Here is an 18,924-nt window from a genome sequence, read left to right on the forward strand (position 1 = left end):
GCAATTCCCAGGCCAGATCTAAAAACGGTCCTGATTCCTGCCGGAATGCGTGGTTTCAGGGATGAAAGGTGAGAAAAACTTATCAATTCCCTGCGGTGGTCACGCCGCTGCACTTTTGCAGTGCCTCAGGGCGCTGTTTCTGGTGCAGACGTGCTGTGAAGAGGCAGGATGTCTGAATAAGAATCGTAGTCTGAGCCGCAGAATTTGCATACTGAGCCAGGCGACAGATTAAAAATGCAGAATAATCCGTCAGCCGCCGCTGCGAAATATAACGCAAAAAAAATTATTTTCATGGTGAGGGAGAGGCAGGGAAAAATTATACACAGCTGATGGCGGCGGGGCTGCCATCACTTATCCACCATTCCTGTGGATAACCTTGTGCATTAGGTAATGAAAACCAGTTGGAAGCGAGGAAATACGCGGCCTGGTAACATAATGACGAGAATCTGGCCTTACAGGCTTAAATCAATAAAATCAGTTGCTTATCAAAAAACAAGCCTGCGATTTATCTGTCAGGTAACCGAACTGTAATTTTGTGACGCTCTATTGACAAATGTTAAATCAGATCCCGGTCTGGGGATAACATTGCGCAACGGTCTTTGCGCTATCGCGGTCACATCGCCGGTGTGGAACGTATCACCATGCTGGCGATAAGAGTGCATTAATACTGTTTTTATATCCAGTATTATTTTCTGGCAAAATCACCACAGCAGAGTAAAATAAGTGCCTGCCCGCCGACTTCTCCAGCAGGAACTGCATTCATGACCAAAGCTTTTAAACTGAATTCCGCCTTTAAACCATCGGGCGACCAGCCTGAGGCGATTCGTCGCCTGGAAGAGGGGCTGGAGGATGGACTGGCCCATCAGACCTTATTAGGCGTAACCGGCTCCGGTAAAACCTTTACCGTCGCCAACGTCATTGCCGACCTCAACCGCCCGACGATGGTGCTGGCTCCGAACAAGACGCTGGCCGCCCAGCTCTATGGCGAGATGAAAGAGTTTTTCCCGGATAACGCCGTCGAGTTTTTCGTCTCTTACTACGACTACTATCAGCCTGAAGCCTACGTGCCGAGCTCCGACACCTTTATCGAAAAGGATGCGTCGGTGAACGAACACATCGAACAGATGCGTCTGTCGGCCACCAAGGCGTTGCTGGAGCGACGCGACGTTATCGTGGTGGCGTCGGTTTCAGCGATCTATGGCCTGGGCGATCCCGATCTCTATTTGAAAATGATGCTGCACCTGACCCGCGGCATGATTATCGATCAGCGCAGTATTCTGCGCCGCCTGTCAGAGCTGCAGTACGCCCGCAACGACCAGGCGTTCCAGCGTGGCACTTTCCGCGTGCGTGGCGAAGTGATCGATATCTTCCCGGCGGAGTCAGACGATATTGCGCTGCGCGTCGAGCTGTTTGACCAGGAGGTTGAACGTCTGTCGCTGTTTGACCCGCTGACCGGCCAGATCGATTCGGTGGTGCCGCGCTTTACCATCTACCCCAAGACGCACTACGTGACGCCGCGTGAGCGCATTCTGCAGGCGATGGAAGATATTAAAGTAGAGCTGGCGGACCGTCGCCGGGTGCTGCTGGAGAACAATAAGCTGCTGGAAGAGCAGCGAATTACTCAGCGTACCCAGTTTGACCTGGAGATGATGAGTGAGCTGGGCTACTGCTCCGGCATCGAGAACTACTCGCGCTACCTCTCCGCACGCGGACCGGGCGAAGCGCCGCCGACGCTGTTTGATTATCTGCCCGCTGATGGCCTGCTGGTGGTGGATGAATCGCACGTCACCATTCCGCAGATTGGCGGCATGTATAAAGGCGACCGGGCACGTAAAGAGACGCTGGTGGAGTATGGCTTCCGCCTGCCGTCGGCGCTGGACAACCGTCCGATGAAGTTTGAAGAGTTCGAGGCGCTGGCACCACAGACCATCTATGTTTCGGCGACGCCGGGCAAATATGAGCTGGAGAAATCGGGCGACGAAGTGGTCGATCAGGTGGTGCGTCCTACCGGCCTGCTTGATCCGATTATCGAAGTGCGTCCGGTCGGTACTCAGGTAGACGATCTGCTGTCGGAAATCCGTAAGCGCGTTGAGATCAATGAGCGTGTGCTGGTGACGGTGTTGACCAAACGCATGGCGGAAGATCTCACCGAGTATCTCTCTGAACACGGCGAGAAGGTGCGTTATCTGCACTCCGACATTGACACCGTAGAGCGTATGGAGATTATCCGCGACTTACGTCTGGGTGAGTTTGATGTGCTGGTGGGCATCAACCTCCTGCGTGAGGGGCTGGATATGCCGGAAGTGTCGCTGGTGGCGATTCTGGATGCGGACAAAGAGGGCTTCCTGCGTTCTGAACGATCGCTGATTCAGACCATCGGTCGTGCGGCGCGTAACATCAATGGTAAGGCGATTCTCTATGGCGATAAAATCACGCCGTCGATGGCGCGCGCCATTGAAGAGACCGAGCGTCGCCGCGAGAAACAGCAACTGCACAACGAACAGAACGGCATTGTGCCGCAGGGCCTGAATAAGAAGATCACCGATATTCTGGAACTGGGCAAAAACGTGGTGAAAACCCGCGGCAAAGCGAAACCGGCACGTCCTGGCGAAGCTCAGGCGCTGGCCGATTTCCAGCTGTTAACGCCGCAGGCGTTGCAGAAGAAAATCCACGAGCTGGAAGGGCAGATGCAGCAGCACGCGCAGAACCTGGAGTTCGAACAGGCGGCCAATGTGCGCGATCAGCTGCATGAGCTGCGTACGCTGTTTATTGCGGCCTCGTAGCGCCATCAAAGCCCTGAATGGCGTGTTCCAGCGCCACCCGTAACAGCTGGCGGTCGTGACGATATTTGATGTCGGCGGCCTCCAGCGGTTCACGGATAATCAGACGATTTTCAATTCCTTCTGTTGCCACTGACGGGCCGACCACCACGGCATCAATCACCCGCTTGCCGATGTAACGCTCCATCATCTGAAGCTTGTCAGCCACCGAGAGACGGGCGGCGGCGGGACTCAGCTCGCGGCCCAGATTGCCGATAAACACCATAGTGGCTGGCGTGCGACGCAGTGCCTGCGCCATCTCTTCCATCAGCAGAATCGGCATCAGGCTGGTGTAAAAACTGCCCGGCCCAATCAGGATCAGATCCGCTTCGCCAATCGCCTGCAGCGCTTCCCGCGTGGGCTGCACGTTGGGATGCAGCATCAGCTCCTGCGGGGGCTCTTTCATCTCGTCAATTGCGGTTTCGCCGTAAACCATATTACCTTCGGCATCCATCGCCACCAGATCCACCGGCTGTTCTGACATCGGAATTAAAAAGGCATCTACTTTTAGCAGGTTACGGATGATGTTGATCGCTTCCAGCGGACGGACGCTGAGATGGTCCAGCGCCCGCAGCATCAGATTACCGAGGTTGTGTCCGGCCAGTTCGCCGTTACCGGCAAAACGGTACTCGAACATCGCTGAGGCGACGCTGGGTTCTGCAATCAGCTGGTTAAGGCAGTTACGCATGTCGCCCCAGGCGATGCCGCCTTCTGAGCGGCGTATACGGCCGGTTGATCCGCCGTTGTCGGTAGTGGTGACAATACCGGTGAGACGCGAGCCCAGCGGGGAAAGGGCAGACATAACGCGGCCTAAACCGTGTCCGCCTCCCAGTGCCACAACGCGATCAAGATCGGCCAGTGTGCGATTCATACTTCTCCTTAATAACCGTTCGCGTGGCGTGGCTCTAAACGCTAAGCCCGCGCGGATGACTTACGTCAAAATCTGGATCGCATTTTAACGTATCCTGTCGCGAAAATGCGGTGAAAGTTCGATATGTATAAGAATATATAGCGAAAAGAGCAAATGGAAGAGTGGCGAAATACACGCTACCATCATGCTTACCGCGCTGATCAACGGGTCAGCGTACACTCAAGCCTGAATGCCTAAGTCTTCGGATAGGGGGTTCAGGCCGTAGCCATTGAGCTGCCAGGGTGCAGGAAGAAATGACTGCATCTCCCAATCTGGAAAGGTGTTCTGGTGTCACAATTTACTGATGCATACGCGCGTAAGTTCTATTACCTGCGCCTGTCGGTCACGGATGTCTGCAATTTCCGTTGTACCTACTGTTTGCCCGACGGCTACAAGCCCCAGGGCATTCGTAACAAAAGCTTTCTCTCACTGGATGAAATCCGCCGCGTCACGCGGGCCTTCGCCGCTGCCGGAACCGAAAAAGTGCGGCTGACCGGCGGTGAGCCGTCGCTGCGCCGTGATTTCACCGACATCATTGCGGCGGTGCGTGAAAACGCCTCTATCCGCCAGATTGCAGTCACCACCAACGGCTACCGGCTGGCGCGCGACGTGAAACAGTGGCGCGATGCGGGATTAACAGCACTCAACGTCAGCGTTGACAGCCTGGATGCCCGGCAGTTTCACGCGATCACCGGTCAGGATAAATTCCATCAGGTGATGAGCGGTATCGATGCGGCTCTGGATGCTGGTTTTCGCCAGGTCAAAGTCAACAGCGTGCTGATGCGCGATCTCAACAGCCGTAATCTGGCCACTTTCCTCGACTGGATCCGCACCAGACCGATTCAACTGCGCTTTATCGAACTGATGGAGACCGGCGACGGCGGCACACTGTTCCGCGATCAGCACGTTTCCGGCATGGTGATCCGCGATCAGCTTATCGCCCAGGGCTGGCAGCGCCGCGAAAGCGGACGTAGCGACGGTCCGGCGCAGGTCTTTTATCATCCCGACTATGTCGGCGAGATCGGCCTGATCATGCCTTATGCCAAAGATTTCTGTGCCAGCTGCAACCGTCTGCGCGTCTCGGCGCACGGCAATCTGCACCTGTGCCTGTTTGGTGACGGCGGTGTGCCGCTGCGCGACCTGCTGGCGTCCGATGAACAACAGGCCGAACTGCAGGCGCGCATTGCCAGCAGCCTGGGGCAGAAAAAGCAGACGCACTTCCTGCATCAGGGCAACACCGGCATTACACAGAATCTCTCTTACATTGGCGGCTAATTTCAGGAGGAAGTATGGGTAAACCAGCCAGCGAATTTCAGGCATTGCAGATTGCGGTGATGACGGTCTCAGATCGTCGCGATGCCAGCAACGATACCTCCGGCGACTTCCTGCGCGAGGCGGCAGCGGAAGCGGGTCATGAAGTGGTCGATCACGCCATCGTGCCGGATAATCTCTATCGCATTCGCGCCACCGTGTCGCGCTGGATCGCCAGTGAAGATGTACAGGTGGCGATCATTAATGGCGGCACCGGCTTTAACCTGAAAAACAGCACGCCGGAAGCGCTGCTGCCGCTTTTCGATCGCGAGATTGATGGCTTTGGCGAACTGTTCCGGATGATCTCCTATGAAGAGATTGGCGGTTCAACATTGCAGTCACGCGCCGTTGCCGGTCTGGCTAACGGGACGCTGATTCTGGCCGTGCCGGGTTCCACCAGCGCCTGCCGCACCGCCTGGGAGCGTATTATCGCTGACCAGCTTGATGCGCGCACCGCGCCCTGTAATTTTGTCTCACATCTGAAGAAACGGTAAGTATGTCTCAACTCACTCACATTAACGCCGCGGGCGAAGCGCACATGGTAGATGTTTCTGCCAAGGCGGAAACCGTGCGCGAAGCGCGGGCAGAAGCGCTGGTGCTGATGCAGCCTGAAACGCTGCAGATGATTATGGAAGGCAGCCACCACAAAGGGGATGTCTTCGCCACGGCGCGTATCGCCGGCATTCAGGCAGCGAAACGCACCTGGGAGCTGATTCCGCTCTGTCATCCGCTGATGCTGAGCAAAGTGGAAGTGAACCTGGAAGCGGAACCGGACCATAACCGGGTTCGCATCACCACACTCTGTCGCCTGACCGGCAAGACCGGCGTCGAGATGGAAGCGCTGACCGCCGCCTCGGTTGCCGCGCTGACCATCTACGACATGTGCAAAGCGGTGCAGAAAGATATCGTCATCGATCAGTTACGTTTAATCAGCAAGAGCGGTGGCAAAAGCGGCGATTTCCAGGCGGTCACGCATGATTAAGGTGCTGTTTTTCGCCCAGGTGCGTGAGCTGACCGGCACCGCATCGCTTGAGGTCGGTGCTGATTATCCGGATGTGGCCGCGCTGCGCAGTGCGCTGGCAGAACGCGATGCCCGCTGGGCGCTGGCGCTGGAGTCAGGCAAACTGCTGGCGGCAGTAAATCAGACGCTGGTGCCGATGACTCACCCGCTGCACGCCGGTGATGAAGTGGCCTTTTTCCCGCCCGTGACCGGAGGCTAAGATGGAAACGCAGATTCGCGTCGGCCCGGCGCCCTTTGATATGGCGGAAGCGTATCGCTGGCTGGCGGCCTGTGATGAAGATGGTGCGGTGGTGACCTTTACCGGCAAAGTCCGCAACCACAATCTGGGTGATAACGTGGCGGCGTTGACGCTGGAGCACTATCCCGGCATGACCGAAAAAGCGCTGCAGGAGATTGTTGATGCGGCGCGTGAACGCTGGCCGCTGCAGCGCGTCACGGTGATTCACCGCGTCGGTGAGCTGTTTCCCGGCGATGAGATCGTGCTGGTGGGCGTCACCAGCGCCCATCGTGGCAGCGCCTTTTCTGCCGCCGAATTCATCATGGATTACCTGAAAACCCGCGCGCCGTTCTGGAAGCGCGAAGCGACAGAGCAGGGCGATCGCTGGGTGGATGCCCGCGACAGCGACCACCAGGCTGCTCAGCGCTGGGACTAAGACGGCGTTTTCAACTCAGCGGGCCGGAGAGTTTCCGCCCGCTGAATCTCCTCTGAATGTCTACACGCGATTGCCTGCAAACGCGCTCATCACGATACTTAAGGCTGCTTCAGCTGCTCCGCCGGGCCAAAGCCGGTCTGGCCGTGGCTGTGCTCACCGCCGCCGCGGGTGCGCTTCAGCTGAATCACCTGGCCCTGCTGCCAGGCATTAGCACCTGGTGCCGCCGGATGCGCCACGATATCTGCCCGTTCGGCACGAATCTTTTTGCTGTCGACGTCAAAACGGCGATCGCGGTCTGCCAGCAATCGTGAATCCATCTGACCATCCGCTGTAAAGCCCATCATCAGCGCCGGAATGCCAATCGGCAGCGTTTTATCGCGGTCGGTGTGCCAGGTGTGCCAGGTTTTCCCGTAAGTGTTCGCGATGCGCGTCATCAGGGCATGGTCGGCGGCGGCCGGTAAGCCAGGCGCAATCAGCGTGCCCGATTTCACCTCATACTGGTGGCTGTGCCACAGTTTTTTCTCTTCGGGTGGCAGGGTCTTAAACAGCCGTTCGCTGATTATGTACTCCACGCCCATCAGTCGCGCGTCGCGCGTGTTGCCGTCGTAAATCACCGCCTGCATCACATCGTCGTTCAGCACGGTGACATAGTGGTGCGCCTCCATCTGACCGTTCTTATCGCCGTTATAAAAATGGAAGCCATCGAGATAGGTGTTGATGGCATCGATAGGCGGACGTGACTGCATCACGCTGGCGCCCGTCTCCAGCACCTTAAGTGAGGATGAGGTGGGCGCGCCCGGTGACTGCACCTGGGCAGGCGTATTATTGGCGCCGCAACCGGTTAACATCAGGCTGAACGCCGCAACAGGCCAGAGTTTAAACATCGTAAGTTCCTTTAACGTTAAAAAAGGTAACCTTAGTTCAGTTCTCTCCTGCCTGTGAAACTCTGGCAATGGTAGAGTAGGGTTTTGGTTCATTCTGAGGACAGGCATGTCATCCACCCCGATTCTGCAACGTCTGACTCTGGTCGCCGCGCTGGTACTGGCAGGTTGTAGCAGCAAGAAAACCCCTGAGGCGCCGGTGAGGCAGCCTGAAGATGTCAAAGCGCAGATCCAGCGGCTACTGCCGTCGCACGTCAGCAATAAAGCGGCGTGGAGCGACGACATCTACACCACCTTCCGCACCCAGCAGATCGATCCCAGCGCCAGTAACCTCTGCGCGGTGATCGCCGTGGCGGATCAGGAGAGCAATTTCAGCGCCGAGGCCGCCGTGCCGGGCCTGCCGAAAATCGCCTGGGGTGAGATCAACCGCCGTGCGGCGCAGGTGCATGTTCCGGCCTTCCTGGTGCGCACCGCGCTGCAGATCAAATCCCCTACCGGGGAAAGTTATGCGGCCCGTCTGGACAAGGTGCGCAGTGAAAAAGATCTCAGCGCCATCTTTGATGACCTGATCGACATGGTGCCGATGGGCCAGACGCTGTTCGGCAATCTCAACCCGATTCATACCGGCGGGCCGATGCAGGTCAGCATTGCGTTTGCCGAAGCACACGCCAAAGGCTACCCGTGGCCGATTGATGGCACCATCCGGCGCGAAGTCTTTACCCGTCACGGCGGGATCTACTTCGGCACCATGCACCTGCTTGGCTATCCGGCTGACTACAGCCAGCCGCTCTACCGCTTTGCCGATTACAATGCGGGCTGGTACGCCAGCCGCAATGCGGCCTTCCAGGCGGCGGTGTCGCGCGCCACTGGCATGAAGCTGGCACTGGATGGCGATCTGATTCTTTATGGATCGGATGCAGCAGGCGGCACCGAACTGGCGGTGCGCACGCTGTCGAAGCAAATCGACATGAGCAACAGCGACATTCGTCGCGATCTGGAGAAAGGGGAGAAAGCGTCGTTCAGCGACAGCGAACTCTGGAAACAGGTTTTTACCCTGGCGGATAAAATGGCCGGTCGAAAGCTTCCGCGTGAAATGCTGCCGGGTATCAAGCTGGAAAGCCCGAAAATTACCCGAAATCTCACCACGGCGTGGTTTGCGCAGCGCGTCGACAGCCGATATCAGCAGTGTCTGTCGCGGCGTTAAGCGGCATGTTGTGGCGCAGTTGAGCTGACCTGTGCCACACTTAGCCTCTGGCATGGCTCCCTGTCGGGAGCGCATCTGTTCATCCGTCAAATAAGAGGTGCATCATGGACCGATATCCACGCAATGATTCCATCGTTCAACCCGCATCTCGCGGTTTACAAGCCTATATGGCGCAGGTCTATGGCTGGATGACTTGCGGTCTGTTACTGACCGCGTTTGTCTCCTGGTACGCTGCGCGCACGCCAGCGGTGATGGAGATGGTGTTTGCCAACCGCATCACTTTCTTCGGGCTGATTATCGTACAGCTGGGGCTGGTGTTCTTCCTGTCAGGCATGGTGCATCGCCTGAGCGGGGCCGTGGCAACCGGGCTGTTTATGCTCTATTCGGCGCTGACCGGCCTGACTATGGCGAGTATCTTCCTGGTTTACACCAACTCCTCTATCGCCAGTACCTTCTTTATCACGGCGGGGATGTTCGGTGCGATGAGCTTCTATGGCTACACCACTAAACGCGATCTGAGTCGTTTTGGCAGTCTGCTGTTTATGGCGTTGATTGGTATCCTGCTGGCGTCGCTGGTGAACTTCTGGCTGAAAAGCCCGGCGCTGATGTGGGCGATCACCTACATCGGGGTGGTGGTGTTTGTGGGATTAACGGCCTATGACACGCAGAAGCTGAAAAATATTGGTGAGCAGATTGATGCCCGCGACACGGAAAACCTGCGTCGCTACTCGATTATGGGCGCACTGACGCTCTATCTCGACTTTATCAATCTGTTCCTGATGCTGCTGCGGATTTTCGGCAACCGCCGTTAAATCTTAGGGAAATAGCGGGGAGGCGCATTGTCTGTGCCTCCCCTTTTTTATTTACGACTTCTGCAACTTCTGCTCGTTCTTCTGACGCAGATGCTTCGCCCGGCTCTCCAGCCCCAGATAGAGCACCAGCGCTAATAGCAGCGGCAGGATAAAGTAGAGCACGCGATAAGCCAGCAGCGCCGCGATAATAGTGCCATGCGAGACGTGCTGACCGCTGAGCAGCGCCAGGAAGACCGCTTCCAGTACGCCAATGCCCGCCGGAATATGAATGATCACCCCAGCGATACTGCTGATCAGCAGCACGCCCAGCACCATCGGATAACCAACGTCGCGTCCCAGCAGCAGCCAGATAATCGCACCCATCACCATCCAGTTGGCACAGGAGACCCCAAACTGCAGCAGCGCCATGCGCAGCGAGGGCAGTTGCAGCGTCTGGCCTTTTATCGTCCAGCGACGCTGCTTTGAGAAGGCGCAGGCCCAGAGGTAAATCGCGACCAGCACCAGCAGAACCACGCCGATCAGCCGCAGCGTGGTCTCACCAATAAACCAGCCGCTGGGGATTGAGACCATGCCCGCACTGAACACCACACCCGCCAGCAGAATATAGCCAAGCCAGTTGGTCGCGATGCTCAGGGAGAAGATGCGGGTGATGGTGCCACTGTCCAGACCTAAACGTGAGTAGAGCCGGTAGCGCATTGCTACACCGCCTACCCAGGTGCTCAGCGTCAGGTTAAAGGCGTAACAGATAAATGACACCAGCATCACCTGCCGCTTCGCCAGCTTATGGCCGCAGTAGGCGCGGCCGATCAGGTCATAGCAGCCATAGACCAGGTAACTCAGCACCACCAGTCCGGCGGCGGTCAGCACCACGAAGCGGTTGTAGTTAACGATGACCTCATAAACATCTTCCCAGTTCACTTTGCGGGCATAAACCACCAGCAGAACCACCACCGCGATGAAGAACAGCACGGTGAGGACTTTTTTTGCCAGTTGCCAGCGTGGATGTTTTTTTGCCATCAGGATTTTGCTCCCTCGTTTTCAGTTTCAACGCGATCCTGCGTCTCCATTTCAGGTTGTACTGGCGCATCCACCTGGGCCAGCAGCGGCGTGTGCGCCGGAAGCCAGCCCGCGATAGCCGGGAAATGGCGCAGGAAGTGGAATACCACCACGCTTTTACTCAGTTGCCACCAGTTGCGCGGCGGTAAGCGATCTTCCTGCACGCGCTGGCAATCATTGGCCAGCAGTGCTTCGAGATTGTCGCGCAGCGTCTGGTTGAAAGGGTGATCGTGAATGATCAGGTTGGCTTCCAGGTTAAGCGACAGGCTCAGCGGATCGAGGTTGCTGGAGCCGACGGTAGCCCAGTGATCGTCTTTAACGGCGATCTTGCCGTGCAGCGGACGACGGATATATTCGTAGACCTCAACGCCGCCATCGACCAGATAGTTATAAAGCAGCTCAGCGCCGACTTTCACAATCGGCATATCCGGCTCGCCCTGCACGATCAGCCGCACCCGGACACCACGCTGCGCGGCATTACGCATCTCACGCAGCAGCCGGTAGCCAGGGAAGAAGTAGGCGTTGGCAATGATCACATCCCGCTTCGCCTCGCGCAGCATCTCCAGGTAATGCACTTCGATGTCATCGCGATGCTCGTCGTTATCGCGATAGACATAGAGCACCTGGGCATCGCCGGGTTTAGCATTCACCGCCGGACGATGAGAACGCGATCCCCACCAGCGACGGGTATGCTGTTCGCTGCCAATCGCCTGTTGCAGATAGAGGGCGATATCTGCCACGACCGGGCCTTTGACCTGCACCGCGTAATCCTGCTTCGCCTCCGGGCCGTAATCAGTGTTGTGCTCAGCCGAGAAGTTGATGCCGCCCACAAAGGCGACCACATCATCCACCACCACGGTTTTGCGGTGCAGACGGCGGAACACGTTAGTGCGCATCCCCATCACCAGCGGACGCGGATCATAATAGATGAAGCGCACGCCCGCGCTGGTCAGGCTGTTCACAAACTTGTCGGAAAGCTCAGCCGAGCCGTAGCCATCGACCATGATTTCAACCCGCACGCCGCGCTGCGCGGCTGCCAGTAGCTCGCGGTGCAGGGCGTTACCAACATCATCCTCAAACAGAATAAAGGTTTCGATTAATACTGTGCGTTCTGCCCGCTGGATCGCGCCAAAGACGCGCGGGAAGAACGCTTCACCATTTTCCAGCAACAGCAGCCGGTTGCCTTCCTGCCAGCTAAAATTCATAGGTGTATCTCCACAGCCAGCGGGGCATGGTCGGAAAGATGGGACCAGGGTTTACGCGGCAGCGCCCACGGATGACTCACGGTGGCATTGCGCACATAGATGCGATCGAGTCGCAGCATTGGAAAGCGCGCCGGGAAAGTGCGTGCCGGGCGTCCGGTCTTCATGCTGAATACCTCTTTCAGGCCTGCGCCCTGTTTTAAGATGGCGTTGGCGCGTCCCTGCCAGTCGTTAAAGTCGCCCGCCACCACCACCGGCGCGTCGGGCGGCAGCGAGTTGACCATTTCACAGATTTTCTTCATCTGCGCGTGACGATGCGCCTCTTTCAGCCCCAGATGCACACAGATGACATGCAGCGTGCCGTGCGGCTCAGGCAGGGCGATCTGACAATGCAGCATGCCGCGATTTTCACTGCCCGCCACCGAGATATCCCGGTTCTCATACTCAGTGATCGGGAAGCGTGACAGCACCGCATTGCCGTGATGTCCCTCCGGATAGACCGCATTGCGCCCATAGGCGAAATCGTTCCATATGGTGTCGGCCAGAAACTCATAATGAGGCGACTCGGGCCACTCCTCATGGTTAAGGGAGTGGATGGCATGCGTGCCCATTACCTCCTGCAGAAAGACCACATCCGCCTCCGTTGCGCGAACGGCGTCGCGTAATTCGGGCAGGATGAAGCGGCGATTAAAAGGGGCGAAACCCTTGTGTGTATTGATCGTCAGGACTTTTATTGAAAATCCTTGCTTGTTTTGTGGCATACTCGCGACGCACTCCTTTTCATCATCAATAGAAGCAAAGTGTAGTCTTTGTCACAAATGGGTGGTGAAAGAGGGCAATAATTAGGGCGTTATCCGAAAATTGTTTTACATTGAGGAAATCGTTTCCGGCTTGTGCCGGTAGCACTTGGGCGACCTGTTGGGTCTGCCAGGAGAACTGAATGAAATGGTCTAATCGTATTCAAATCATCACGGGTCAGACGTTAATGCATATTGCTATGCATCTGCTGGTGATCGCTGCGCTGATCTGGGGCTGGAAGCACAAAGCTCTGGTTGATGTCTGCAGCACGCTGGTGGCGATGTATGCACTGGTTTTTGTTGCCATGCTGGTAACACAGCGCATTCCCCGTTTACGCACTCTCGGCGATTATCTTGAAGAAGCGACCACCACTTACTACTTTGGCGCCGCCATGATGACACTGTTCCTGGTGTCGCGGATTTACCACAATAACCTGCTGCTGGCGTGTCTCGGCGTAGTGATGTTGCTGGGTCCGGCGCTGGTCTCGCTGCTGGCAAAAGAGCCACCGCGGCGAATCGAAAACAAACGTAGTTAAGTTGAAGGCCACCGGAAGGTGGCCTTCCTGTTTTCAGGCGGTTAAGTTGTGTCACGAAATGTGAGCTATCTCGCACACTTCCTTTAAAGCTGATACACTCGCCCGCTTACGCATCGTAGTTTGTGCCCTTTTCACGCGTCAGCCCCAACTGGCGTCACTATCCCTCTGAAAACTACACCGTGATTCACGGCCAGAGCGGACCGGAGTAAAACACTTAATGTCTTTTGACTCTCTCGGCCTGAGTGCCGATATTTTGCGCGCTGTTGCCGAACAAGGCTACAGCGAACCCACACCTATCCAGCGCCAGGCGATTCCTGTTGTGCTGGCTGGCCGCGATCTGCTGGCGAGTGCCCAGACCGGTACCGGCAAAACGGCCGGCTTTACTTTACCGCTGCTACAGAAACTCTCTGCCACTGCTACGCCAATTCGCGGTCGTCGCCCGGTGCGCGCTCTGATCCTGACCCCAACCCGTGAACTCGCGGCGCAGGTCGGCGAAAACGTCAGCGACTACAGCAAATACCTCTCGCTGCGTTCGATGGTGGTATTTGGCGGCGTCAGCATCAATCCACAGATGGTCAAGCTGCGTGGCGGCGTTGATATCCTGGTCGCAACACCTGGCCGCCTGCTGGATCTGGCGCAACAGAATGCCGTTGACCTGTCACAGGTCGAAATTCTGGTGCTGGATGAAGCGGACCGTATGCTGGATATGGGCTTTATCCATGACATCCGTCGCGTACTGGCGCGTCTGCCGGCTAAACGTCAGAACCTGCTGTTCTCTGCCACCTTCTCTGATGAGATCAAAGGTCTGGCTGAGAAACTGCTGACCAACCCGGAAATGATTGAAGTGGCTCGCCGCAACACCGCCTCCGAGCAGGTCGCGCAGCAGGTGGCTTTCGTTGATAAGAAGCGCAAGCGTGAATTGTTGTCGCAGCTGATTGGCGAAGGCAACTGGCAGCAGGTGCTGGTGTTCACCCGTACTAAACACGGCGCGAACCACCTTGCCGAGCAGCTGGGCAAAGATGGCATCTCCGCCGCCGCGATCCACGGCAACAAAAGCCAGGGGGCACGTACCCGCGCACTGGCCGACTTCAAATCAGGCGGTATTCGCGTGCTGGTTGCGACCGATATCGCGGCTCGTGGCCTGGATATCGAAGAGCTGCCACACGTCGTAAACTACGAGCTGCCTAACGTCGCCGAAGATTACGTTCACCGTATTGGCCGTACTGGCCGTGCAGCTGCGACCGGTGTCGCACTGTCGCTGGTTTGCGTCGATGAGCATAAACTGCTGCGCGATATCGAACGTCTGCTGAAGCGTGAAATTCCGCGTCTGGCCGTTGAGGGTTATGAACCCGATCCGAGCATCAAAGCGGAGCCGATCATCAACGGTCGTCAGCAGCAGTCTCGCGGCGGTGCAGGTGGTGGCGGCGGCGGCCGTGGTCGCAGCCAGGGCGGACAGGGTGCAGGCGCATCACGCTCATCTTCATCCGGCGAAAAGCGTCCTCAGGCGCGTCGTCAGAGCCAGGCCGCACCTCAGGGTGATAAGCCCGCAGCCCGTCCGCGTCGTCCGGCAGCAGCGAAGCGCACCGGAAACGTCTGAGTATGAGGGTTTTACTGGCTCCGATGGAGGGCGTGCTGGATTCACTGGTGCGCCAGCTGTTATCGGAAGTGAATGACTACGATCTTTGCATCACTGAGTTTTTGCGTGTGGTCGATCAACTGCTGCCGGTAAAATCCTTCTACCGTCTCTGCCCCGAACTGCATCACGCCAGCCGCACGCCTTCGGGCACGCGGGTGCGTATGCAACTGCTGGGGCAGCATCCCGAATGGTTAGCTGAGAACGCCGCACGCGCGGTGGAACTGGGCTCCTGGGGTGTTGATCTCAACTGTGGTTGTCCCTCTAAACTGGTCAACGGCAGCGGAGGCGGCGCAACTCTTCTTAAAGATCCCGATCTGATTTATCGCGGTGCGAAAGCGATGCGTGAAGCCGTACCTGCGGATTTGCCGGTGACGGTGAAAGTGCGGCTCGGCTGGGACTCCAGCGCCCGCAGTCTGGAGATTGCCGATGCGGTTCAGCAGGCCGGTGCCAGCGAACTGACGGTGCACGGGCGAACCAAAGAAGAGGGCTACCGTGCAGAGGCGATTAACTGGCAGGCGATTGGCGAGATTCGTCAGCGGCTGCGCATTCCGGTGATTGCCAACGGCGAAATCTGGGACTGGCAGAGCGCGCAAAACTGTATGGCGGTCACCGGCTGCGATGCGGTAATGATTGGCCGTGGCGCACTGAACGTCCCCAACCTGAGCCGGGTCGTGAAATATAACGAGCCGCCAATGGCGTGGCCCGATGTGGTGCGGTTACTGCAGAAATATAGCCGGCTGGAAAAGCAGGGCGATACCGGCCTCTATCACGTGGCGCGTATCAAACAGTGGCTCGGTTATCTGCGCAAAGCGTATGGCGAAGCCGATGGCTTGTTCAGTGAAATCCGCGCGTTAAAAAACTCGGGTGACATCGCGCAGGCGATTGATCGTCACGCGATTGTTCATGGTTTGTGATAAAAAATCAGGCGACCCCTTAGCGACCTGACGGTATAGTGGGCAAAATTTCCCATACCACTAGCCTGCTATGTCTGACACCGCTGTATTGAGCAACAGCCAGCTCAACAAACGAATCCTCTCGGTTATCATCTTCACCTTCTTCTGCTATCTCTCCGTCGGTCTGCCGCTGGCCGTACTGCCGGGTTTCGTCAAGAATCATCTTGGCTTCAGCTCCTTTATTGCCGGGCTGATCATCAGCATTCAATATTTTGCGACGCTGCTCAGCCGTCCGCAGTCGGGTCGTCTGGCCGATCGTCTGGGGCCGAAACGGGTAGTGATGCTGGGACTGCTCTGCTGCGGCATGAGCGGGGTGCTGACCATCGTGGCCGCAATGATGAGCAGCTGGCCGTGGCTGAGTCTGGCGCTGCTGGCTATCGGGCGGCTGTTTCTCGGGGTGGGTGAGAGCTTCAGCAGTACCGGATCCACGCTGTGGGGCATGAATATCGTCGGGCCGTTGCAGACCGCGCGGGTGATCTCCTGGAACGGTGTCGCCACCTATCTGGCGATGGCCGTCGGTGCGCCGCTGGGCGTGCTGCTCAACAGTGAATTGGGCATGAGCGGATTTGCCGGACTGATTGCGCTGATGGGCGTGGCGGGCTATCTGATGGCCCGCCGCAAACCGGCAGTCACTGTCAGCGTGGGCGAGCGCATTCCGTTTCACCGCGTCTTCTCCCGCGTCTGGCTTTATGGCCTGGCGCTGGGCTTCGGCACTATCGGCTTTGGCGTTATTGCGACCTTTATCACCCTCTATTTTGCCAGCCGTGACTGGCAGGGCGCGGCCTATGCGCTGACACTCTTCAGCCTCGGATTTGTTCTGGTGCGGCTGGGATTTGGTCGCTTTATTACCCGCTTTGGCGGATTGCGCGTGTCGCTGTTCTCTTTCCTGCTGGAGTGTCTGGGACTGCTGATTATCTGGCAGGCCGACAGCGCGTGGCTGGTGGGCGTGGGCGCGTTCCTGACCGGCAGCGGCTTTTCGCTGGTCTTTCCGGCGCTGGGTGTTGAGGCGGTTAAGCGGGTTGAGCGCCAGGATCAGGGCTCGGCGCTGGGCACCTATTCCGCCTTTCTCGATCTGGGGCTGGGCTTAACCGGCCCGGTGGCGGGGCTGTTTATCGGACACTGGGGGATGCAGTCAGTCTATCTGGCTGCCGCGATGATGGTGCTGGGCGCGCTGCTGATCACGCTGCGACTCTATGGGCAGCAGCGGCTCACCTCCTGAGAGGCGGTGAGCCCGCTTATCAGAAGTGGGTGAACAGCCAGTAGAGCAGGGCGGAGAGCAGAATAGAGACCGGCAGCGTTAATATCCAGGCGACGGCCAGATTACGCAGGGTCGAAAACTGCAGGCCAGATCGGTTGGCCGCCATCGTGCCCGCCACACCGGACGACAGCACATGGGTGGTCGATACCGGCAGGCCAAAGCCATCGGCCGCACCAATGGTCATCATCGCCACCAGCTCGGCGCTGGCACCCTGCGCATAGCTCAGATGGGTTTTCCCGATCCGTTCTCCCACCGTCACCACAATCCTGCGCCAGCCGACCATGGTGCCAAGCCCCAGCGCAATCGCCACCACCACTTTCACCCACATCGGAATAAAGCGCGTGGCGCTGTCGAGTTCCGTTTTCACTGCTTTCAGATTGCGTTCGGTCTCCTGCGGCAGTGTGACCTTCGCGGTCTGCAGATGCTTGATCGACTCCGAGGCCAGATACATCTGGTTGCGGGTGTTGGTCACCGCCTGGGCGGGGATGTTATCCATCGAGCCGTAACGGCGAATCTCATCGCCCACCTCGTTGAGCATAGTCGCCAGCGCCGGTAAGACATCGGCATTCATTTTATGGTTGCCAACAAAGCCGGTCAGCACGTCGCGGGCAGCCGGAGGGTTCGCCGAAGCAGGTTGCAGCTGCAGCAGTTGATGCGCGGTCACTTCCGTCAGCGCGGCAACGCGTGGGATCTGGTCGGCGGGCAGCGATCGGTTCAGGGCGTAGGCGATCGGCATGGTGCCGACCAGGATCAGCATAATCAGCCCCATCCCTTTCTGCCCATCGTTGGAGCCGTGAGCAAATGAGACGCCGGTGCAGGTCAGGATCAGCATGCCACGGATCCAGACCGGTGGCGGCTGGTCACTCCTGGGAGCCTGATAAAGCTGGCGATTGCGGATAAAGATCTTCATCACCCACAGCAGCAGCCCGGCGCAGACAAAACCTACCACCGGCGACAGCAGCAGGGCATAGCCCACCTTCAGCGCCTGATCCCAGTCTACGCCGCTCAGTCCGCTGCGCCCATGCAGCATCGCGTTGGCAACACCGACGCCGATAATTGAACCAATCAAGGTATGCGACGATGACGACGGCAGGCCGAAATACCAGGTGCCGAGATTCCAGATGATAGCGGAGAAGAGCAACGCATAGACCATCGCGAAGCCATTACCGCTGCTGGCCTGCAGGATCAGCTCAACCGGCAGCAGCGAGATAATGCCAAACGCCACTACGCCGCTGGAGAGCAGCACGCCCATAAAGTTACAGAAACCGGACCAGACTACTGCCACGCCAGGCGTCAGCGAATGGGTGTAGATCACAGTAGCGACGGCGTTAGCGGTATCGTGGAAACCATTGACGAACTCAAAGCCGAGCGCGATCAGCAGCGCCAGTCCCAGCAGAAAGAATGGCAGATAGCTGGTGACCGGGGTGTTGGTCTGTTCAACATCATTGACCAGGTTAAGTCCGGCGAAGGCCAGACCGGCGACCAGGAGAATGAAAAACAGCGGCTTACTGAAGCGACTGCCTTTGCCGTTGAAATCGGGGCGTCCCTGGGCTGATGAGGAGGAGAGACTGTTTTCGCTCATGGTATACCTCACGTGGCTGATGCCGGATGCTGATTTGCATCGGGTTAACGCAGTGTGATACGCGCTTTATATGACAGATTAATGATGGTCACGCGGGGAAGGATGGAGGGAATGTTCGCTAATTTGCCTTAATCCAGGCAATAAAAAGCCAGCGACAGGCGCTGGCTTCATGAGCAGGGCGACAGTTACGAGCTGGTGTTCGTCGCTGCTGCAGGGGCTGCTGGCGTTACCGGAGCGGCCGGAGCAGCTGGTTCAGTAGCCGGCTGCTGTGGCTGTGCGGCATCACTGCTTGC

The 18,924-nt window shown here is 57.6% G+C and carries 18 protein-coding genes and 1 riboswitch; of the genes, 12 read left to right on the forward strand and 6 right to left on the reverse strand.

Going from position 1 to position 18,924, the window contains the following annotated elements:
• Window positions 1-761: 761 nt before the first annotated feature.
• A complete protein-coding gene (gene uvrB / locus AC2LB6_RS14720; RefSeq protein WP_419137213.1) occupies window positions 762-2,783 on the forward strand; it encodes an excinuclease ABC subunit UvrB in 2,022 nt (673 codons plus the stop codon).
• Here uvrB and AC2LB6_RS14725 read toward each other — a convergent pair.
• Complete coding sequence (locus tag AC2LB6_RS14725) at window positions 2,767-3,690, reverse strand: gluconeogenesis factor YvcK family protein (RefSeq protein ID WP_490094072.1); 924 nt, start codon at window positions 3,688-3,690, stop codon at window positions 2,767-2,769. The two genes, uvrB and AC2LB6_RS14725, sit on opposite strands and share 17 nt — an antisense overlap.
• Window positions 3,691-3,894: 204 nt before the next feature.
• A riboswitch (molybdenum cofactor riboswitch) is annotated at window positions 3,895-4,028 on the forward strand.
• Here AC2LB6_RS14725 and moaA point away from each other — a divergent pair.
• From moaA to moaE, 5 genes are all read left to right on the forward strand, one after another.
• On the forward strand, window positions 4,018-5,004 hold the full coding sequence (gene moaA, locus AC2LB6_RS14730) for a GTP 3',8-cyclase MoaA (RefSeq protein WP_003851849.1): 987 nt from the start codon (window positions 4,018-4,020) through the stop codon (window positions 5,002-5,004). (Overlaps the previous riboswitch by 11 nt.)
• A 14-nt stretch (window positions 5,005-5,018) precedes the next feature.
• Window positions 5,019-5,534: a molybdenum cofactor biosynthesis protein B gene (moaB, locus tag AC2LB6_RS14735; RefSeq protein ID WP_490094073.1), complete on the forward strand. Its 516-nt coding sequence runs from the start codon at window positions 5,019-5,021 to the stop codon at window positions 5,532-5,534.
• Window positions 5,535-5,536: 2 nt separating this feature from the next.
• On the forward strand, window positions 5,537-6,022 hold the full coding sequence (gene moaC, locus AC2LB6_RS14740; RefSeq protein WP_490094074.1) for a cyclic pyranopterin monophosphate synthase MoaC: 486 nt from the start codon (window positions 5,537-5,539) through the stop codon (window positions 6,020-6,022).
• Window positions 6,015-6,260, forward strand: coding sequence for a molybdopterin synthase sulfur carrier subunit (moaD, locus tag AC2LB6_RS14745; protein WP_490094075.1), 246 nt, complete (start codon window positions 6,015-6,017; stop codon window positions 6,258-6,260). The genes moaC and moaD overlap by 8 nt, the downstream gene beginning before the upstream one ends.
• A gap of 1 nt (window position 6,261) precedes the next feature.
• Window positions 6,262-6,714: a molybdopterin synthase catalytic subunit MoaE gene (gene moaE / locus AC2LB6_RS14750; protein ID WP_098051161.1), complete on the forward strand. Its 453-nt coding sequence runs from the start codon at window positions 6,262-6,264 to the stop codon at window positions 6,712-6,714.
• Window positions 6,715-6,812: 98 nt separating this feature from the next.
• Here the strand turns inward: moaE and AC2LB6_RS14755 are convergent, their stop codons facing one another.
• Window positions 6,813-7,598 (reverse strand): OBAP family protein, encoded by a 786-nt coding sequence (locus tag AC2LB6_RS14755; protein ID WP_490094076.1) that lies wholly within the window; start codon window positions 7,596-7,598, stop codon window positions 6,813-6,815.
• A 106-nt stretch (window positions 7,599-7,704) separates the two neighbouring features.
• Between AC2LB6_RS14755 and AC2LB6_RS14760 the strand changes: the two genes are divergently transcribed.
• Both AC2LB6_RS14760 and AC2LB6_RS14765 read left to right on the forward strand, forming a co-directional pair.
• Entirely contained in the window at window positions 7,705-8,799 is a 1,095-nt protein-coding gene (locus tag AC2LB6_RS14760; protein ID WP_490094077.1) for a DUF1615 domain-containing protein, read from the forward strand.
• A 104-nt stretch (window positions 8,800-8,903) separates the two neighbouring features.
• Window positions 8,904-9,611 carry a Bax inhibitor-1/YccA family protein gene (locus AC2LB6_RS14765; protein WP_136198809.1) on the forward strand — a complete coding sequence of 236 codons (708 nt, stop codon included), beginning with the start codon at window positions 8,904-8,906 and terminating at the stop codon, window positions 9,609-9,611.
• 51 nt (window positions 9,612-9,662) lie between these two features.
• Here the strand turns inward: AC2LB6_RS14765 and AC2LB6_RS14770 are convergent, their stop codons facing one another.
• Genes AC2LB6_RS14770 through AC2LB6_RS14780 form a run of 3 tightly spaced genes read right to left on the reverse strand, consistent with a single transcriptional unit; the run spans window position 9,663 to window position 12,630 of the window.
• Window positions 9,663-10,628 carry a lysylphosphatidylglycerol synthase domain-containing protein gene (locus AC2LB6_RS14770; RefSeq protein ID WP_490094078.1) on the reverse strand — a complete coding sequence of 322 codons (966 nt, stop codon included), beginning with the start codon at window positions 10,626-10,628 and terminating at the stop codon, window positions 9,663-9,665.
• The gene (gene clsB, locus AC2LB6_RS14775) at window positions 10,628-11,872 is read right to left on the reverse strand and encodes a cardiolipin synthase ClsB (RefSeq protein ID WP_490094079.1); all 1,245 of its coding nucleotides are present in this window, start codon (window positions 11,870-11,872) and stop codon (window positions 10,628-10,630) included. The genes AC2LB6_RS14770 and clsB overlap by 1 nt, the downstream gene beginning before the upstream one ends.
• On the reverse strand, window positions 11,869-12,630 hold the full coding sequence (locus AC2LB6_RS14780) for an endonuclease/exonuclease/phosphatase family protein (protein WP_490094080.1): 762 nt from the start codon (window positions 12,628-12,630) through the stop codon (window positions 11,869-11,871). Before AC2LB6_RS14780 ends, clsB begins: the two co-directional genes overlap by 4 nt.
• 179 nt (window positions 12,631-12,809) lie before the next feature.
• Here AC2LB6_RS14780 and AC2LB6_RS14785 point away from each other — a divergent pair, with 179 nt between their 5' ends.
• The 4 genes from AC2LB6_RS14785 to AC2LB6_RS14800 all read left to right on the forward strand — a co-directional run bounded on the left by AC2LB6_RS14785 (window position 12,810) and on the right by AC2LB6_RS14800 (window position 17,010).
• On the forward strand, window positions 12,810-13,202 hold the full coding sequence (locus AC2LB6_RS14785; RefSeq protein ID WP_090962822.1) for a YbhQ family protein: 393 nt from the start codon (window positions 12,810-12,812) through the stop codon (window positions 13,200-13,202).
• 217 nt (window positions 13,203-13,419) lie between these two features.
• Window positions 13,420-14,799: an ATP-dependent RNA helicase RhlE gene (gene rhlE / locus AC2LB6_RS14790; protein ID WP_490094081.1), complete on the forward strand. Its 1,380-nt coding sequence runs from the start codon at window positions 13,420-13,422 to the stop codon at window positions 14,797-14,799.
• Between the two features lie 2 nt (window positions 14,800-14,801).
• Window positions 14,802-15,752 carry a tRNA dihydrouridine(16) synthase DusC gene (gene dusC / locus AC2LB6_RS14795; RefSeq protein WP_490094082.1) on the forward strand — a complete coding sequence of 317 codons (951 nt, stop codon included), beginning with the start codon at window positions 14,802-14,804 and terminating at the stop codon, window positions 15,750-15,752.
• Window positions 15,753-15,822: 70 nt separating this feature from the next.
• Window positions 15,823-17,010 (forward strand): MFS transporter, encoded by a 1,188-nt coding sequence (locus tag AC2LB6_RS14800; RefSeq protein WP_490094083.1) that lies wholly within the window; start codon window positions 15,823-15,825, stop codon window positions 17,008-17,010.
• A 19-nt stretch (window positions 17,011-17,029) separates the two neighbouring features.
• Here the strand turns inward: AC2LB6_RS14800 and AC2LB6_RS14805 are convergent, their stop codons facing one another.
• Window positions 17,030-18,631 carry an inorganic phosphate transporter gene (locus AC2LB6_RS14805; RefSeq protein ID WP_490094084.1) on the reverse strand — a complete coding sequence of 534 codons (1,602 nt, stop codon included), beginning with the start codon at window positions 18,629-18,631 and terminating at the stop codon, window positions 17,030-17,032.
• Between the last annotated feature and the right edge of the window lie 293 nt (window positions 18,632-18,924).

This window comes from Pantoea sp. RCC30.1 (genome assembly GCF_058148845.1).

Excerpts from the sequence above, each read along its gene's own strand:
- uvrB (WP_419137213.1), top strand. The coding sequence starts at position 762 with ATGACCAAAGCTTTTAAACTGAATTCCGCCTTTAAACCATCGGGCGAC.
- AC2LB6_RS14725 (WP_490094072.1), bottom strand. The coding sequence starts at position 3,690 with ATGAATCGCACACTGGCCGATCTTGATCGCGTTGTGGCACTGGGAGGC.
- moaB (WP_490094073.1), top strand. The coding sequence starts at position 5,019 with ATGGGTAAACCAGCCAGCGAATTTCAGGCATTGCAGATTGCGGTGATG.
- moaC (WP_490094074.1), top strand. The coding sequence starts at position 5,537 with ATGTCTCAACTCACTCACATTAACGCCGCGGGCGAAGCGCACATGGTA.
- moaD (WP_490094075.1), top strand. The coding sequence starts at position 6,015 with ATGATTAAGGTGCTGTTTTTCGCCCAGGTGCGTGAGCTGACCGGCACC.
- moaE (WP_098051161.1), top strand. The coding sequence starts at position 6,262 with ATGGAAACGCAGATTCGCGTCGGCCCGGCGCCCTTTGATATGGCGGAA.
- AC2LB6_RS14755 (WP_490094076.1), bottom strand. The coding sequence starts at position 7,598 with ATGTTTAAACTCTGGCCTGTTGCGGCGTTCAGCCTGATGTTAACCGGT.
- AC2LB6_RS14760 (WP_490094077.1), top strand. The coding sequence starts at position 7,705 with ATGTCATCCACCCCGATTCTGCAACGTCTGACTCTGGTCGCCGCGCTG.
- AC2LB6_RS14765 (WP_136198809.1), top strand. The coding sequence starts at position 8,904 with ATGGACCGATATCCACGCAATGATTCCATCGTTCAACCCGCATCTCGC.
- AC2LB6_RS14770 (WP_490094078.1), bottom strand. The coding sequence starts at position 10,628 with ATGGCAAAAAAACATCCACGCTGGCAACTGGCAAAAAAAGTCCTCACC.
- clsB (WP_490094079.1), bottom strand. The coding sequence starts at position 11,872 with ATGAATTTTAGCTGGCAGGAAGGCAACCGGCTGCTGTTGCTGGAAAAT.
- AC2LB6_RS14780 (WP_490094080.1), bottom strand. The coding sequence starts at position 12,630 with ATGCCACAAAACAAGCAAGGATTTTCAATAAAAGTCCTGACGATCAAT.
- AC2LB6_RS14785 (WP_090962822.1), top strand. The coding sequence starts at position 12,810 with ATGAAATGGTCTAATCGTATTCAAATCATCACGGGTCAGACGTTAATG.
- rhlE (WP_490094081.1), top strand. The coding sequence starts at position 13,420 with ATGTCTTTTGACTCTCTCGGCCTGAGTGCCGATATTTTGCGCGCTGTT.
- dusC (WP_490094082.1), top strand. The coding sequence starts at position 14,802 with ATGAGGGTTTTACTGGCTCCGATGGAGGGCGTGCTGGATTCACTGGTG.
- AC2LB6_RS14800 (WP_490094083.1), top strand. The coding sequence starts at position 15,823 with ATGTCTGACACCGCTGTATTGAGCAACAGCCAGCTCAACAAACGAATC.
- AC2LB6_RS14805 (WP_490094084.1), bottom strand. The coding sequence starts at position 18,631 with ATGAGCGAAAACAGTCTCTCCTCCTCATCAGCCCAGGGACGCCCCGAT.